Genomic DNA, 16,642 nt, shown 5'->3' with positions numbered 1-16,642 from the left:
CCTCACACGGCTTTGCTCAAGGCGGGCACCGGCGCGTAACGGCGGGCCAGCACCAGGAGATGCGGCAGGCCACCCATCGCCAGGCCGTAGTCCTGGACGAAGTCGATGAGGCAGGCGATCTCATCCACGCCGGCGGCCGCGAGCGCCTCGACGGTCTCGGCTGCGCCGTCCGGGGTACCGATGAGGGAGCGCCCGCGCATAAACCCCTCAATGCCGAACTGGATGAGGCTGTCGAGGTCGTCCTGGCTGAAGTTCTCCAGGGCGATATCGAGCCCCATGCTGCGGGCCAGCCCCTCCAGCAGGTGATAATGGGTGCGCAGATAATCCCCGAAGGGGCCAGTCACGGTCGCCTTGACCTGCGCCGCATCGGCCCCCAGGAACGTATGCGCCATGATGGTCACGGTGCCAGAGGCAGGGTCGTGGCCGTGCTTCTCCAGGGATCGCCGGTAGGCCTGGATCTTCGGCGCCAGCCCTTCCAGGGTTTCGCCGAGCAGAGCAGTGAGCACATTGACGCCACGGCGCCCGGCTTCGATGAAGGTCTCGGTGGACTGGCTGGCCACCCAGAAGGGAATGCGCGGCTGCACCGGCCGCGGCAAAGTCCGCGCTTCCGTAACCTGACCATCGGCATGCTCGAGGCTCACGTGCTCGCCCGCGAGCAGCTTCGAGATCACCTCGTAATTGCGCCACATCAGGCTGCGCCGGCTGCCATAGGGCTCACGCGACAGCACGAACTCATCCCGCGTCCAGCCGGAGGCGATGCCGACGCCGACACGTCCGCCGGACAGATTGTCGACGACGCTGATCTCCTCCGCCACCCGCACCGGATGATGCAGAGGCAGGACGATACTGCCGGAGCGCAGCTGAATGCGCTGGGTCACCATCGCCAGTGCGGTGTGGATCGTCGACGGGTTGGGGTAGAGACCGCCGAAGGCGTGGAAATGCCGTTCTGGCACCCACAATGCCGTGAAGTCGTTGGCATCGGCGAAGCGCGCGCTGTCCATCAAGAGGCGATAGCGATCGCCAACGGCGGTGTCGCCGTCGCCATCGAAGTAGAAGAGACTGAATTTCATGCTTTCTCTTTCTCCTTGCGGCGTTTGATGCCGGATCTTCACATGCGATGCTTGCCGACGCCTCAGCCGACCGACCCGGCTCGAGCGCGCCATCAGGCCTCTTGCCGCTGACCGTCGGCTTCGATTTCGTCGAGCAGCGCCGCGAGGGTCTCCTGCTCCCGCTGCGCGGTTTCGAGCGATCCGCGGATCACCGCCGCGATCCCCGCAACGGTGGGCGCCTCGAACAGGAGGGCGCGCATGGGCAATTCAGTTGCGAAATGCTTGCGCAGGCGCATGACCACCTGCACCGCAAGCAGCGAATGGCCGCCGAGCGCAAAGAAATTGTCATCGACACCGATCCCCTCGATGCCCAGCAATTCGCCCATGATCGTCGCCACCGCCGCCTCCACCGCATCGCGCGGGGGGCCGCCCGTGGCACGATCAGGGCGGGCGCTGCGGGCCGTGTCGCCCGCGTCCACCATCGCGACCTGCGCCGCCGCGGCCATGCGGCGTTCGAGCGGCTCCGGCGTGACGGCGACCCGTGAAACATCGGGCCGCGCCAGCACCGCGCGGGTCACCCGCCACACCTCGTCGCCATCCATCGCGTGGGCAAATGGGGCCGCGAGAGACCCGCCGAGGTCCTCGCGCCCCTGCCCGTAAGGCAGACAGGTATCCCAGTCGATGGCCTGCCAACTGGTCGCCTCCGGCATGGCCGGTCCCGCCTCGCGCCTGGCATCGACGAAGGCGTCGAGGAAGCTGTTAGCTGCCGCATAAGCGACGAGGCCCACGCCCCCCACCACAGTGGAGAAGGAGGATTGCACCAGCACGAACCGGGGCGCGATGCCGACGATGGCATCGGCCAGAGCCGTCATGCCGGCGATCTTTGTGGCGAACAAGCCGCCCGCCTGCTCTGGCGTCGCCTCGGCCAGGGGGCAATGGTGGCCCTCGCCCATGCCGGCGGTATGGAACACCCCCTGGATCGGCCCGAAGCGCCGCTGGCTGTCAGCGATGCAGCCACGCAGCCAGTCCGGATCCGTCAGATCACCGCTGAACAGCACATAGTCCCGCCCCGGTACACCGATGTCGCGGAGTGCCCGCACGAAGCGGCTCACCGGGTGTTGCGGACTATGCGAGGCGAGCCAGTGCTCCCACTCTTCCGCCGGCGGCAGCCCAGCCCGGCCCACCACGACCACCCGCGCGCGCAGCGACCTGACCAGCGCCCGCACATAGATGAGGCCGAGCCCCTCGGTCAGGTCGCCGACCACCAGATAGGTCGCCCCTGCGGAGAGTGCCGGAACCTCCGCAGGCTCAGTGAGCGGCGCGGCCGTGACCTCCTCCCGCCAGAGGAGGCCGCCACGCAGGGCCAATACGGTGGCATCCTTCTGCCACGGACGGGTCAGCGCAGCGCGAAGCCCCGCCACCGGGCCGGCAGCGACGGCCGGCAGATCCACGCTGCGGCACTGCAGGTACGGTACCTCCTGCGGCAACACCCGCAGTGCCCCGAGCGCCATGGCCGCGGCGGGCGCGAGCACCTCTCCCCCCGTGACCTGCTGCATACCCCGGGCGAGCACCGTGAGCACGGCGGGCCGCTCATCCAGCGTCGTCAGAGCTCGACCCAGGGCGAAGACGCTGGTGAACGGCGCCTGAGGCGCCGCGGCAGGATCGAGCGGGAAGGCATTGATGATCTGGTCTGGCCAGATGTCCCTGGCCGCCAGTTCGGTGAAGAGCGCGCGATAGTGATCCGGATCGGCGGGATCAAGGTCGAAGCCCGCACCCGCCGGGGCAAATCCAGCCGCCGCCTCGACGCTGATCACCTCCACCTGCGCCGGCACCGTGCCGATGGCGGCCAGCGCGGCCGCGCCCCCGAGCAGCAGCCAGCGGGCCCGCGGGAGCTCGGCGTCACCCGCGCGCGGGGCAGCGCAGCGCCGCCAGAGGGGCTGGTGGAACCAGGTGGCGAGGTCGGCACGCCGCCCCGGCGCCTCGATCTCGCCCTGCACCGGCGACGCAGGCGGCACCCAGAAGGATTCCCGACGGAATGGATAGGTGGGCAGACCCACCCGCCGCGGCGTGGCCCCCGCGTGCGGCTCGTCGCGCTCCGTCTCCAGCCCTGCGACCCAGAGATGCGCATGCGCCAGGGCCACGTGTTCGGCAGCGTCCTGCTCGGCGGTGTCGGGCAGCGTGGTCACCGCGCGCAGGCCGGGACCGGACGGCTGGGCCGCCAGCCGGGTCAGCGTGGCCCCCGGCCCGACTTCGAGCAGAAGCGGATTCGGCACTTCCAACGCCCGCGACAGGGCGGGGCCGAACCGCACCGCCTGCCGCAGTTGCGCCACCCAATAGGTCGGATCCGTCGCCTGCCCGGCCGTGAGCCAGTCCCCGGTCAGGTTGGAGACGATGTCCAGGGTCGGCGGATGGAGCGGAATTTCGCTGAGGAGCCGGGAGAAGGGGGCCAGCGCCGGCTCCATCATGAAGCTGTGGAAGGCATGAGACGTCTTGAGCAAGCGACTGCCGATACCACGCTGCTCGACATCAGAGGCGAGCGCGGAGATGGCCGAAAGCGTGCCCGCGAGCACACAGCTGCGCGGTCCATTGACCACGGCGAGGTCCACCTCGGGCGACACCAGCGCCCGCGCCTCCGCCTCGGACAGGGCGACGGACAGCATCGCTCCGGGCGCACAGGCCTGCATCAGCGTGCCACGTGCGCAGACCAGCCGCAGCGCATCGGCGAGCGAGAACACGCCGGCAAGGCACGCGGCGACATACTCACCAATACTGTGCCCGATGAGGGCGCGCGGCCGCAGGCCTTTTGCCAGCCACATCCGCGCCAGCGCATATTCCACCACGAACAGCGCCGGCTGTGTCCATTGCGTGCGGCGCAGCGTCTCGGCGTCACCATAAAGCACCGCCCTGAGATCCAGGGTGTCCGGCAGCAGATCGAGACATGCCTCGAAAGCGGAGCGGAATTCTGGCTCGTGCTCCAGTAGCGCGCGCGCCATGCCGGGATACTGGGCGCCCTGGCCCGGAAACAGGAAGACGAGCGACGGCGTGCCCGGCAGCGCCTCGCCCTCGACGCAGGCGGGCCCCTCCCCCCGCTCCAGAAGCGCCACCGCCTCCGCGCGGCTGTGGGCCAGGCAGGCGAAGCGCCGACCCATGGGGCGCCGGCCGGTGTGCAACGTGTGGACCACATCGGCCAGCGCGGGGCCGTCCTCAGCGCCGATGGCGGCGGCGAGAGCCCGGCGCATCCGCGCCAGCGCCTCGGCATCGCGGGCGGACAGCCGCAGCAGATGCGGGCCGGCGACCGCGGATGCCCGCGGCTGGCCCGGCGGCTCTTCCAGGATGACGTGGGCGTTCATGCCGCCCATGCCGAAGGCGCTGATGGCCGCCCGCCGCGGCCGGTCCGGCGTGCGGCCCCAGGGCCGGTTCTCAGTCACCACGCGGAACGGGCTCGCCGGAAGATCAAAGCCCGGATTGGGCGCGGCGAAATTGATGCTGGCGGGGAGAGTTTCGTGCCGCAGGGCGAGGATGGTCTTGATGAGGCCGCCCATGCCGGCGGCCACATCCATGTGCCCGACATTGCCCTTGACCGAGCCGATCCCGCAGACGCGGCCCTCCGCATCGAGCCCCGGCCCATAGACCCGGTTCAGCGCGGCCAGCTCGATGGGGTCGCCGAGCACGGTGGCGGTGCCGTGGGTCTCCACATAATCGACGCTGCTCGGCGCGATGCGGGCGTCGGCCAGGGCGGCTTCCAGCACCGCCACCTGGCCGGCGACGCTGGGCGCGGTGAGCCCCACCTTGGCGGCGCCGTCATTGCCCATCGCCGAACCACGGAGCACCGCATGGATGGTGTCGCCGTCCGCCAGCGCATCCCTGAGCCGCCGCAGCACCACCACGCCGACGCCATTGCTGAAGACCGTGCCCTGCGCGGCGGCATCGAACGGGCGGCAGAGACCATCCGGCGAGACCACGCCCTCGCTCTTGTAGACATAGCCCTCGGGTCGCGGCTGGCCGACGGCCACGGCGCCGGCGAGCACCATGTCCGCTTCGCCGGCCAGCAGGCTGCGGGCGGCGAGATGCACGGCGATCAGCGAGGTGGCGCACGTTGCCTGGACGCCGACGCAGGGCCCCTTCAGGTCCATGTGATAGGCGGTGCGGGCGGCAATCATGCCAAGCACGTTGCTCAGGCCGGCGTGGAGCGGGTCCACACTCTCCCGCAAGGCCGGATCGGCGTGAATGTGGCTGAAATGATAGGTGAGCGCGCCGCCCGCGTAGACACCGATCCGCCCCGCGAAGGCGCGGCTGTCGTAGCCGGCATGCTCCAGCGCCGCCCAGGCGCATTCAAGGAACACCCGGTGCTGCGGATCCAGCAGCGCCGCCTCGCGCGGGGCATAGCCGAAGAACCCCGCATCGAAGCCGGTGGGATCGTCGAACCCGCCCCAGACCCGCACATAGTCCGGCCGCGCCGATGTCGCCGGGTCGACCCCCGCCCGCGTCAGCTCGGCATCGTCGACGGTGCGCAGGCCGCTCCGCCCGTCGTGCAGCAGCTGCCAGAAAGCGTCAATGTCATTGGCCCCCGGGAAGCGCCCGGCGAGACCGACAATGGCGATCCGCTCCTCCTGCGCCGCCGCGCGCGTCCCCCGATCGAAGGTTTCGGAACCAATCGCCGGCGTGTCGACATCAGTCATCGCTTTTGCTTTCGCTCTCGTTGGTCGGGAGGGATCGTGCGGGCGGCTATGACCGCATGATCGACGCGCCGGATGGCGGGATGCCGGGAACGGAGGCGAGGGCTCCATGGTGCGGAACCGGCAGGTCGGGGAACCCAGCATCGAGCACGCCATGCAGATAGTCGGTCAGCGCCTCGATGGTGGGATGCTCGAAGATCAGCGTGGGCTTCACCTGCAACGCCAGTTCCCGTTCGAGCGTGGCGCCGATGTTGACGAGGGCAACAGAATCGAGCCCGAGGTCGAAGAAGCCGGTGGAGGCTTCCGGCAGTTCTCCCGGCGCCAGCCGCGCGAGCAGAGCCACCTCCTGGCGAATGAGACGCCGCAGGCCATCCCTGCGAAAGGCCCTGGGCTGGTCGCGCAGTTGCTCGCGCCAGGGGACCGGCTCCTGGAGCGCCGGCGCTGCCAGCGCCGCGCCGGGCTGCGCGTCCCAGCGCGCAACGATGCGCAGCGCGCCGTCAGCCACACCCTGGCGGCAGGCGAAGCGGCGCACCTTGCCGCTCGGGGTGCGCGGCAGGCTACCCGGCCTGAGCAGCGCGATGACCCCCGCCTTCAGGCTGTGGCTGCGGGAAACCGCCCCTCGGATGGCTGCGAGGACCTCGTCGGCGGGAAGATCGCGCAGGCCGTCGCGCGTGAGCTCGCAGGCGATGCCCACCTGCTCCTCGCCCTCGATCTCGATGGGGAAGACACCCGCCCGCCCCTGGGCCAGCGCGGGATGGCAGGAAAAGACCGACTGCTCGATGTCCTCGGGGTGGTGGTTCTGCCCGCGGACGATGATCAGATCCTTGAGCCGGCCGGCGATGTAGATCTGCCCACGCACGCGGAAGCCGAGGTCACCGGTGCGCCGCCAGCCGCCCGCGCCATCGAGGCGCTGGTCAAAGGTCTCCGCATTCAGCTGGGCGCGGCCCCAATAACCGGGGGTGACGTTGGGCCCCCGGATCCAGATCTCGCCCACGATGCCATCGGCCACCCGCTGGCGCTGCTCCGGATCGACCAGGGCGAGGTCGAGCCCGTCCGCCGGACGGCCGCACGCCGCCAGCTCCAGCGCCTTCTCCCCATCCGCCTCCGCTTCGATCGCGACGCCGCGGGTGGAGAGGTCCTCCCGCCGCACGGCGAGGAAGGCTGGGGGATCGGCCGGGCCATTGCCGGTCTGGAACAGCGTCGCCTCCGCCTGGCCGTAGCAGCAATAGAACGCCTCCCAGCGAAAGCCCGATGAAGCGAACGTCGAGGCGAAGCGGCGCAGCGTGTGCGGGCGGATCGGCTCCGCCCCATTGTAGGCGATGCGGATGGCGGACAGGTCGAGGCCCGCAGCGGCCTCCGGCGTGAACTTTTCCACGCAATGCTCGTAAGAAAAGTTCGGTCCGCCGATCACCGTGGCGCGGCACTGGGAGGCAAGATCCAGGAAGCGCAGGGGCCGGCGCAGGAACGACGCCGGCGCCATGAGCGAGACGGGAAAACCGTTGAACACCGGCGACAGGATTCCGTCGATCAAGCCCATGTCGTGATAGTGGGGCAGCCAGCAGGCCGATCGGTCCTGCGGGCTGTAAGCGAAGGCCACGCTGATCTGCCGCAAGTTGGCCATCAGGTTGCCATGGGTCACCATGACGCCCTTGGGATTGCTGGTGGAACCGGAGGTGTACTGCAGAAAGGCCACCTGCCGCGCGCCGGGCGGAACGAACGGACGTTCGTCGCACGTGCACCACGGCGCGGCGGCATCTGCGGCCGCCGGCGCGAAGCAGAAGCCGCGCCCCACAGCCTGCTGCAGCGGCAGGAGCGGCTCGACCAGATCCGCCGGGCACAGCACGCCGCAGATGCCGGCATCCCGCGCCACATGCAGCCAGCGCTCAATGCCATCCGCGCGCCGGGGCGCAGGGGCCGGCACCGGCACGGCGCCCGCATAGAGACAGCCGAAGAAGGCCGCGATGAAATCGAGGCCCGGCGGATAGACGACGAGAATGCGCGCGCCGGGGGCGACCGCGCCCTCAGCGCGCAGCGCCCGCTCGACACCCCGCGCCCGCTCGCGCAGCTCCCGCCAGGTCCAGGCATCGAAGCGCGCCTCAGCGGCCGGCACCGCGCTGTCGGAGAAGAAGCGGAAGCCCACCTCATCGGGGGTCGCGACAGCCCTGCGTTCGAGCATGTGCACGATGCTCACGAACCCGCTCTCGCCGCCGCTATCCCGGCCCGACAAAGAGGTGTTGTGCATGTCCATCTTCTCCTTATTGGAGGGGAAGGCCGAAAACGCGTAGGCACGCCTGCAGGCATGCCATTTCTGCGACGACAACTTAGAATCCCTGAAATGTAACCTTCGCATGCGTATAAACGCCGTTGACGAATTGCCTCTTGCATATAATTATTGAATCCAGTAGTCAACATTTACGCGCCACCCTGACGGGCCGCGAACATGAATTCATAAAGTCGACACACGCGGGACAGGGGACATTCACCCCGAGAGAACGTTTTTAATCATTAAAAACTCAACATATACCCTGCCATCGTCTGTATATCTAAGATCTATGCCAACCGCACATCTGTTGTGGCCAGCTCTATCCGACTTTACGGTCCCGGGAGCATCGCAGTGACGAGCCACGAGGCAATCAAAAATCTGCTGCAAGACCTGTCCGGACAGGGCGTGCGTGTGTGGAACGATGGTGGGCGGCTGCGCTGCTCAGGACCTCGGCAAGCGCTCACGCCGCAGGTCACCGAGGCCATTCGCAACCGTAAAGCCGAGATCCTGACCTTTCTCGAGAGCGCTGTCTCCACAACGCCGCCGGTTGCGCCTGAAATCGAAGGGCGCGGCGATGCCTCACCGCCGCTGTCGTTCGCGCAGCAAAGGCTCTGGTTCATCGAGCAGATGCTGCCGGATGCCGGGCTCTACCACATGTCTTTCGCCGTGGAGGCGCGCGGCCGGCTTCATCTGGCAGCCCTCGACACCGCGCTGGCGCAGGTTGTGGCGCGGCATGCCATTCTGCGCACCCGCATCGACACGCAAGAGGGGGTTCCCGTGCAGCGCGTCGTCGCCGATACCCGCGTTCCGGTGCAGCGGATCGATCGCGGTGCGGCGGCGCCCAGCCCGTCAGAGATCCATACGCTGCTACAGACCGAGGCGCGACGTTCGTTCGACCTTACGGCCGAGCCACCGCTGCGCCTGACGGTGGTTGAGCTGGAGCCGGAGCTCACCCTGCTCCAATTGACGCTACACCACATCTGCGCCGATGGCTGGTCCATGGAGATCCTGATGCGGGATCTCGCAGCCTGTTACACCGCCGCGGTCTCCGGCGCCGGCGTGGATCTGCCCGCCCTGCCCATCCAATATGGCGATTTCGCCGCCTGGCAGCGCGCGCACCTGCAAGGGCCGCACCTTGAACGCGCGCTGACCTTCTGGCGCCGCCATCTGGAGCGGCCGCTGCCCCAGACCCGCCTACCCGGCGACTTTCAACGCCCGCCGACCCCCGGCAATGTGGGCGAGATCCACGGCTTCGTCGTCGACACCGCCACGGCATCGGCCCTGCGCCGCCTGTCGGGCGCACATGGGGCGACGCTGTTCGCGACCTTGTTCACGGCATTCAACATTTTCGTGGCGCGGCACACCGGCGAGAGCGACCTCGTGATCGGCACGCCGGTGGCCCACCGCCCGCGGCAGGAGACCGAGGACCTCATCGGCTTGTTCGTCAATCCGCTGCCGATCCGCTCCCGGTTGAACCTCGCGGCGGGATTCCTGGAGAATCTCAAGCACACGCAGGCGACGCTGTGGGACGTTCTGGAGCATCAGGACCTGCCGTTTGAAAGGCTGGTGGAAGAGCTGCAGCCGGAGCGGGACGCCAGCCTCAATCCCCTGTTCCAGCTGAAATTCCAGCTCGATTCCGCCCCCCGCCAGCCTGCCGGCCTGCCCGGCGTGGAGCTGCGCCGTCTGCCCCGTCTTGATGGTGTGGCGAAGCTCGACCTCAGCATGAACATGCAGGAGGGGCCGGAGGGCCTCACCGGCGCGATCGAGTTCGACACCGCCTTGTTTCGACCCGAAACCATCAGATCGTTCGCCACCCATTTCCTCATCATGCTGCGGGCCATCGCCGCGGCACCCGAACAGGCTGTGGCCAGCGTGTCGCTCCTGCCGGAAAACGAGCGACACACGCAGCTCATCCAGTGGAACGCCACACGGCGCGAGCAGGACGAGAGCGACACTTTTCAGGCGATGTTCGAGCGCCAGGTGGCGCGGGCGCCGGAAGCCGCCGCGCTGCTCCAGACCACCGCCGACGGCACGCGAAACCTGAGCTATGACGCGCTCAACCGCCGCGCCAACCAGCTGGCGCACATGCTGCGCGGGCGAGGCGTAGGGCCGGAGAGCGTGGTCGCCATCGCCCTTGAGCGCGGCTTCGACATGGTCGCGGCCTGGCTCGCCGTGCTGAAGGCCGGCGCCGCCTACCTGCCCCTGGATCCGGCCTATCCCACCGAACGCATCGCCTACATGCTGGCAGATTCCGGTGCAGGGCTCATCCTGTCCCACAGCGCCATACGGTTGCCGGAAGGTACCTCGCGGATCAGTCTCGATACCGACTGGCCGCAGCAGGCGCCGCAGACCAATCCCGCGCCCGTCTCGCACCCGCGTCATGTGGCCTATCTGATCTACACCTCGGGCTCCACAGGCCGGCCCAAGGGCGTGCTGGTGGAGCATGGCGGGCTGGCCAACCTGACCACCGACAAGATCCGCTGCTGTGACGTCCGCCCTGGCGACCGCGTGCTGCAGTTCTTCAGCTTCAGCTTCGATGCTTCCATCCCGGAGCTGGTGATGAGCCTGGGCGCCGGCGCCTGCCTGCTGCTGCTCACCGCCGAAGACCTGCTGCCTGGCCCCACGCTGGCCGCACGGCTCCGCGCGCACGGTGTGACCCACGTGACCATGACGCCATCGGCGCTGCTGGCGCTGCCGCCGGGCGACTATCCGATGCTGCGGACGGTGCTGGTGGGCGGCGAAGCGCCATCGCCGGAGCTGATTGCGCGCTGGAGTGGCCAACACCACTTCATCAACGCCTATGGCCCCACCGAGACGACGGTGAACGCCAGCATGGTCAATTGCGGAAACGGGCATCCGCTCGACGCCACACTGAGCCCGGCCGCCAACAAGCATCTGCATGTGCTCGACGCCAACCTCGAACCGTTGCCGGTAGGGGTGCCGGGGGAGCTGCACATCGGCGGGGTGGGCATCGCCCGAGGCTACCTGGGGCGCGCTGCCCTGACGGCGGAGCGTTTCGTTCCAGACCCCTTCCGACCGCCGGGCACGTCCGGCGTTCTCTACCGCACGGGCGACCGGGCCTGCCGGCTGCCGGACGGGCGCATTCGCGTGCTCGGGCGCCTCGACGACCAGGTGAAGATTCGCGGCTACCGCATCGAGCCGGGCGAGCTAGCCGCCATCCTCCTCAGCCATCCCGAGGTGGCGGGAGCGGCGGTCGCCATCCGCGCCGACGTAGCGGGGAGCGCACAAATCGTCGCCTACGGCGTGGCGAAGGCCGCGTTCCCGCCGGCACCCGCGGCGCTGCGCGCCTGGCTGGCCGAGCGCCTGCCCCGGTTCCTGATGCCGGCGGCATTCGTCTGGCTCGACAGCCTGCCACTGACGGTCAACGGCAAGATCGACACCAAGGCGCTGCCTGCGCCGGATATGGCGCATGCGAGCGCCGGCCGGGCACCGAACGGCCCCCTGGAGACGGCCATTGCCGGCGCCTTCCAGGAGGTGCTCGGCCTCGCCTCGATCCGCGCCGAGGATGACTTCTTCACCCTCGGCGGCCATTCGCTGCTGGCCACCCGGCTCGTGAGCCGCGCCCGGGAGCGGTTCGCGCTGGAGCTCGGGGTTCTCGATCTCTTCGAGGCCCCCACCGTGGAGGCGCTGGCCGCGCAGGTGGCCCGGCGTACCCTCTCCGTGCCCCCGGCATCGCCGCCGCAGGATGAGCCGCTGCACGCTGACATCCGCCTCGACACGTCGCTCCGCCCTCCTGCCGGTGTGCGGAGCGTCCATCCACCCCGCCAGGTTCTGCTGACGGGAGCAACCGGCTTTCTCGGCGCCTACCTGCTGCGCGAACTGCTGCGCGACGAGGCGCGCCAGGTCTGGTGCCTGGTGCGCGGCACCGGTGGCCGCGAGCGCCTGCGGGCCGCCCTCGATCGCTATGGCCTGTGGCAGGAGGCGCTGGCCGAACGTCTGCATGTGGTGCAGGGCGATCTCGCCCTGCCGGACCTGGGCCTTTCCGCCGGCACCCGCGCGCATCTGGCCGGCACCATGGACGCCATCCTGCACAATGGCGCCGAGGTGCATCACCTTTTTCCCTATGAGCGGCTGCGGGCCATCAATGTGGACGGCACCCGGGAGATCATCCGGCTGGCCTGTGCCGGCACGGGGCGGCCCCTGCACCTGGTCTCTTCCCTCAGCGCCTTGACCCGGCGCGGTGCGACGGGGCCCATTCTCGAAAGTGACGGTATCAGTGCCTTTCCCCCACCAATCGGCGGCTACAACCGCAGCAAATGGGTGTGCGAGCATCTCGCCGAGGAGATCCGCCAGCGGGGGCTGCCGGTCACCATCTTCCGGCCCGGCGCGATCTCCGGCGACAGCGAAACGGGCGCATTCAACGGCGCGGACATTCTCTGCCGTCTGATGCAGGGCTACCTGCGCTGCGGCGCCGCGCCGGCCGGCGACACCATGCTGGAGATGCTGCCGGTGGACCATGTGGCCCGGGCGATCGTCGCGCTGGCCGACCAGCCGACTTCGGCGGGGCAGACCTTCCACCTCACCCATTCTGCTCCGGTCTCCTCGGCACGCCTCTTCGAGGCCTGCGCATTGGAAGGTCTGTCGCTTGAGCGCGTGCCGCGCGCGGCCTGGCGGGCGACCCTGAAACGTATCGCGCGCGAGGATCCCAGCCACCCGCTCTACCCGCTCATGGGCCTGTTCGAGCAGGCCGCCGCGGCGGCCGGGGAGACCGCCGGCAGGGCGCTCGCACCCATCGATCGGCGCCGCGCCGCTGCGGCCCTCGCCAACGCGCCCTTCACCGAACCGGCGCTCGATACCGCGCTATTCCGCAAGTATCTGCGCGCCTTCATCCGGGCAGGCGCGCTAAATCCCGCAGCCGAGGCCAGTTTGATCCATGCTTGAGCAAGCCAAGACTTATGATGATTGGGCGTGGCTCTACAATCAGACCCTGGGCCCGAGATATGTGGCACACAAGATCGGCCCCATCGCGCGGATCGTTCTTCCCCATCTCCCTGCCGGCGGCCGGATCCTCGATCTGTGCTGTGGCACAGGCCAATTGGCCGGGCGCCTGGCCGAGCGCGGCTATGCCGTCACCGGCTTCGATGGCTCTGCGGATATGCTGCGCCATGCGCGCCAGAACGCCCCCACCGCCACCTTCGTGCAGGGTGATGCCCGCGCCTTTGCGTTCGACGCCCCCTTTCACGCCATTCTGTGCACCAGCGCATCCCTCAACCACATGGCCGCGCTGGAGGACCTGTGCGGCGTATTCACCAGCGCCAACGCCGCCCTCGTGCCCGACGGCCTGTTCATTTTCGACGTCAACCATCCCGCCCAGATGTCCCGCCACTGGCGGGGACGGCCCACCGAAGGCGAACTGCACGCCGACTATGCCTGGCTGATCACCCCGGATTATGACCCTGCGGCCGGCCGCGGCACCTTCACCGTCGACATCTACCGGCGACCCCGGAACGCGAGACGCTTGCCCCTCGGGAGCGTGATCGCCCGCGTCACCCGGGGCAAGGCTCTGCGCCGCTCCCGCCTCGCGCTGCTGGCCCGCTACGGCAGCCTTTGCCCCGACTGGGAGCGGCACTCGGTGGCGAATACCGTCTGGGGGCACGATCTCGACGCCATGACGGAGCTGCTGGGCGCATGCGGCTTCGAGCCGGAACTGCGGAGCACCGGCGGCGGCGCCATCGACGACCAGCACGCGGCCTATTTCCTCTGCCGCAAGGTCGCCAACGCGACGACCACCTCGCCTGAAATCGCCACCCCAGCCCCGCGGGCGATGACACAGGCGGCCGCCCGATGAACGCCCGCGCCGACACCCCGACGCCGGCGGCGGCCGCAACGTCCATCATCGCCGCATTCAACCGGCGCACGCTGCAGTCCAAGGCGGCAAGCGCCGCCAACCGGCGGGTCCTCGCCGACAAGAGCGGGATTGGCGTGCCGTTCTCCCAGCTCGCCAAGGAGGCGCTCTATCCGCTGGTCGCCACCCGCGCCGAGGGGCCGTACCTGTGGGACGCCGACGGCCACCGCTATGTCGACATTCTCATGGGCATGGGCATCAATCTGTTCGGCCACAACCCACCGTTCATCCGGCAGGCGATCGAGGAGCAGCTGGCCAAGGGTTTCGCCCTGGGCCCGCAGTCGGACCTCGCCAGCGAGACGGCGGAGATGTTCTGCCGCCTGACCGGCCACGAACGGGTGACCTTCAGCAACACCGGCACCGAGGCGGTGATGACCGCCCTGCGCATCGCCCGCGCCGCCACCGGACGCAGCCGGATCGCCATTTTCACCGGCTCCTATCACGGCCATTGCGACCAGGTGCTCAACCGCCCCGCGACCTTCGGCGACGCGCCGGGAGCCCTGCGGCGCGTGATGCCCCCGCTGGCGCGGCGGTGGATGGCGTACCGCGCCATGCCGGCCTTTACCGGCATCCCGCCGGCCGGTGCGCGCGATGTCGTCCTGCTGGACTATGCCGATCCGCGATCGCTGGACCTGCTGCGCCGGAAGGGCCGGCAGATCGCAGCGGTTCTGGTGGAACCGGTACAGAGCCGCAACATCGATCTCCAGCCGCGCGCCTTCCTGAGCACCCTGCGCGCCATCACCGAGCAGACCGGCACGGCGCTGATTTTCGATGAGATGATCAGCGGCTTTCGGGTGGCGCCGGGCGGGGCCCAAGCGCATTTCGGGGTAAAGGCGGACATTGCGACCTACGGCAAGATCGCCGGCGGCGGGATGCCGCTGGCCCTGATCGCCGGCAGCAGCCGCTTCATGGATCATGTCGACGGCGGAGACTGGGACTATGGCGATGCCTCCGCGCCACGGGTCACCCCCACCTTCGTCGCCGGCACCTATTGCCGGCACCCCCTCGCCCTCGCGGCAGCCCGTGCTGCGGCCCGCCACATGCTCGAACAGGGACCAGCTCTGCAGGAGCAGTTGAACGCCCGGACCGGCGCCCTGGTGACGCGGCTCAACCAGTCCCTGGCCAAGGCCAAGCTGCCGGTGGTGTTCACGCACTTCGGCTCGTTCTTCGTCCTGGCGGCGGGCCGCAGCCGGGTGCCGCCCCTCGCCCTGAACCTGATGTCGCTGCTGCTGCTCACCGCGGGTATTCATCTGCGCGGCGGCGACAGAGGCGGCTTCCTGTCGACGGCGCACGGCGACGCGGACATCGACACCATCCACGACGCCTTCTGCCAGAGCCTCCAGTCCCTCGCGGGCCTCGGTCTCCTTCCTCTCGCCGATGGAGCACACACACCATGAGCACTCCGGATCAAGCCGACGAGCCGAACTACCGCGTCGTAATCAGCGACGAGGAACGCTATTCGATCTGGCCGACCTACAAGGACATCCCCTCCGGCTGGCGCGACGGCGGGTTCTCCGGGCCCAAACAGGCCTGTCTCGACCATATTGGCGAGGTGTGGACCGACATGCGGCCGCTGGCTCTGCGCCGCCTCATGGACGGGGCCCTGCCCGCCGCACCCTCCCGGCAGGAGTAGGCGCCTTGGACAGATCTCTGGACACGTCGGCGCCGCTGGCCGCCGACCTCCCCGATGCCCGGCGCTCCGAGCCGCAAGCCCCGGGCACCCCGACCCCGGTGAGAGCTGCCCCGCCGCCCGCGGCGGACGCCGCGGCCCGACACGACCCTTGGCTCGATCTGCCGCTGCCGGACAAGCTGGTGGCCGAAGCTACCCTCGGCGAGGCGGACAGCCGGCACCTGCGCGCTCTGCTGCACGGACTGCTGAAGGCACTGGAACTCGACCGCCCGGCCTGCCTGAAGCAGCTGGATGCGCTGCTGCGCGACATCCCCCCGCCGCTCGGTCCACCGGCAGAGATCGACACCACTGGCCTGCAGCTCACGCCGTTTCAGGCCAAGGACTACGACCGCTACTTCCGCGTCAACCGCCTGTCGTCCGACACGCCGGCGATCGCGATGGTGCGCAGCCTGGTGCAGACCGCGCGGGCGGTGACGCACTTGTTCGAGCGCAGCCATCATCTGGCCCCACTCCAGGTGCGCCGCCAGATCGACGGGTTCGTGTGCCACACTCATCTGCTGGCCAGAACCTTCGGGCTGGAGCCTCTCGCATGAGTGGCGCGCCTCCGTCTCCCTACGCGATCTGGCGTGAGTTTCACTGGGCCTTCTTCCTCAATGTCCAGGGTCTCATCGTCGCGCTCAGGCGCTTTCGCCTGCTGCTGGAGCGCGGATCGCGCGCCGCCGCCGCAGAGGAGCTGACGGCGGCGGCCACGCTGCTGACCGCGTCGGCGGCCTCCATGGAACTGGCCGCCAGCTTCACCAAGGACGACTACGAGAACAGCATCCGCCAATCCATGATGCAGCCCTCGGTGGAGTCCGATGATTTCAGCGGCCTGATGTCCTGGGAGCATGCCGTCCTGGTGGGGGTGTGGCGGGACCTGCGACCGGTCTTCGAGCAGCTTCCAGAAGAGCTGGCCGATGCCCACGGCGGCTTTGTGGCCGCCTATCGCCACCTCGCGCAGAGCCACACGGGCATTTGCGCGCGGTTCGTGGGCAGCGAGGCCGGCAGCCTGCGCTACGACGATCGCCATGCGGTGGAAACCTTGCGCCGTTTCGAGCGCGGCCGCCTGAGCCTGATCGATCCCGCCGGCAAGAGATGCCCCTTCCATTCGTGACCGCG

9 protein-coding genes are annotated in these 16,642 nt (G+C 69.2%); 6 read left to right on the top strand and 3 right to left on the bottom strand.

Annotated elements, in window-relative coordinates; all coding sequences use genetic code 11:
* Nucleotides 1–2: 2 nt before the first annotated feature.
* The 3 genes from MEU52_RS15445 to MEU52_RS15435 all read right to left on the bottom strand — a co-directional run bounded on the left by MEU52_RS15445 (nucleotide 3) and on the right by MEU52_RS15435 (nucleotide 7,967).
* Entirely contained in the window at nucleotides 3–1,070 is a 1,068-nt protein-coding gene (locus MEU52_RS15445; RefSeq protein ID WP_238122254.1) for an LLM class flavin-dependent oxidoreductase, read from the bottom strand.
* 92 nt (nucleotides 1,071–1,162) lie between these two features.
* Nucleotides 1,163–5,728 carry a type I polyketide synthase gene (locus tag MEU52_RS15440; RefSeq protein ID WP_238122255.1) on the bottom strand — a complete coding sequence of 1,522 codons (4,566 nt, stop codon included), beginning with the start codon at nucleotides 5,726–5,728 and terminating at the stop codon, nucleotides 1,163–1,165.
* A gap of 46 nt (nucleotides 5,729–5,774) precedes the next feature.
* Nucleotides 5,775–7,967, bottom strand: coding sequence for an AMP-binding protein (locus MEU52_RS15435; protein ID WP_238122256.1), 2,193 nt, complete (start codon nucleotides 7,965–7,967; stop codon nucleotides 5,775–5,777).
* A gap of 330 nt (nucleotides 7,968–8,297) precedes the next feature.
* Here MEU52_RS15435 and MEU52_RS15430 point away from each other — a divergent pair, with 330 nt between their 5' ends.
* The 6 genes from MEU52_RS15430 to MEU52_RS15405 are packed head-to-tail and all read left to right on the top strand — an operon-like array spanning nucleotide 8,298 to nucleotide 16,637.
* Complete coding sequence (locus MEU52_RS15430; RefSeq protein WP_337927654.1) at nucleotides 8,298–12,890, top strand: amino acid adenylation domain-containing protein; 4,593 nt, start codon at nucleotides 8,298–8,300, stop codon at nucleotides 12,888–12,890.
* Nucleotides 12,883–13,797: a class I SAM-dependent DNA methyltransferase gene (locus MEU52_RS15425; protein ID WP_238122258.1), complete on the top strand. Its 915-nt coding sequence runs from the start codon at nucleotides 12,883–12,885 to the stop codon at nucleotides 13,795–13,797. The genes MEU52_RS15430 and MEU52_RS15425 overlap by 8 nt, the downstream gene beginning before the upstream one ends.
* Nucleotides 13,794–15,251 (top strand): aminotransferase class III-fold pyridoxal phosphate-dependent enzyme, encoded by a 1,458-nt coding sequence (locus tag MEU52_RS15420; protein ID WP_238122259.1) that lies wholly within the window; start codon nucleotides 13,794–13,796, stop codon nucleotides 15,249–15,251. Before MEU52_RS15425 ends, MEU52_RS15420 begins: the two co-directional genes overlap by 4 nt.
* Nucleotides 15,248–15,487 carry an MbtH family protein gene (locus MEU52_RS15415; RefSeq protein ID WP_238122260.1) on the top strand — a complete coding sequence of 80 codons (240 nt, stop codon included), beginning with the start codon at nucleotides 15,248–15,250 and terminating at the stop codon, nucleotides 15,485–15,487. Before MEU52_RS15420 ends, MEU52_RS15415 begins: the two co-directional genes overlap by 4 nt.
* Before the next feature lie 5 nt (nucleotides 15,488–15,492).
* Nucleotides 15,493–16,077: a hypothetical protein gene (locus tag MEU52_RS15410; RefSeq protein ID WP_238122261.1), complete on the top strand. Its 585-nt coding sequence runs from the start codon at nucleotides 15,493–15,495 to the stop codon at nucleotides 16,075–16,077.
* Nucleotides 16,074–16,637 carry a siderophore biosynthesis protein gene (locus tag MEU52_RS15405; protein ID WP_238122262.1) on the top strand — a complete coding sequence of 188 codons (564 nt, stop codon included), beginning with the start codon at nucleotides 16,074–16,076 and terminating at the stop codon, nucleotides 16,635–16,637. The genes MEU52_RS15410 and MEU52_RS15405 overlap by 4 nt, the downstream gene beginning before the upstream one ends.
* Nucleotides 16,638–16,642: the final 5 nt, after the last annotated feature.

It is taken from the genome of Xanthobacter sp. NM-25 (assembly GCF_022138605.1).
GTDB lineage: Bacteria > Pseudomonadota > Alphaproteobacteria > Rhizobiales > Xanthobacteraceae > Xanthobacter.
Note: the sequence above shows the minus strand (reverse complement) of the source record. Positions and strands in the feature narration are given on the sequence as shown.

Excerpts from the sequence above, each read along its gene's own strand:
- MEU52_RS15425 (WP_238122258.1), top strand. The coding sequence starts at position 12,883 with ATGCTTGAGCAAGCCAAGACTTATGATGATTGGGCGTGGCTCTACAAT.
- MEU52_RS15415 (WP_238122260.1), top strand. The coding sequence starts at position 15,248 with ATGAGCACTCCGGATCAAGCCGACGAGCCGAACTACCGCGTCGTAATC.
- MEU52_RS15420 (WP_238122259.1), top strand. The coding sequence starts at position 13,794 with ATGAACGCCCGCGCCGACACCCCGACGCCGGCGGCGGCCGCAACGTCC.
- MEU52_RS15440 (WP_238122255.1), bottom strand. The coding sequence starts at position 5,728 with ATGACTGATGTCGACACGCCGGCGATTGGTTCCGAAACCTTCGATCGG.
- MEU52_RS15435 (WP_238122256.1), bottom strand. The coding sequence starts at position 7,967 with ATGCACAACACCTCTTTGTCGGGCCGGGATAGCGGCGGCGAGAGCGGG.
- MEU52_RS15405 (WP_238122262.1), top strand. The coding sequence starts at position 16,074 with ATGAGTGGCGCGCCTCCGTCTCCCTACGCGATCTGGCGTGAGTTTCAC.
- MEU52_RS15445 (WP_238122254.1), bottom strand. The coding sequence starts at position 1,070 with ATGAAATTCAGTCTCTTCTACTTCGATGGCGACGGCGACACCGCCGTT.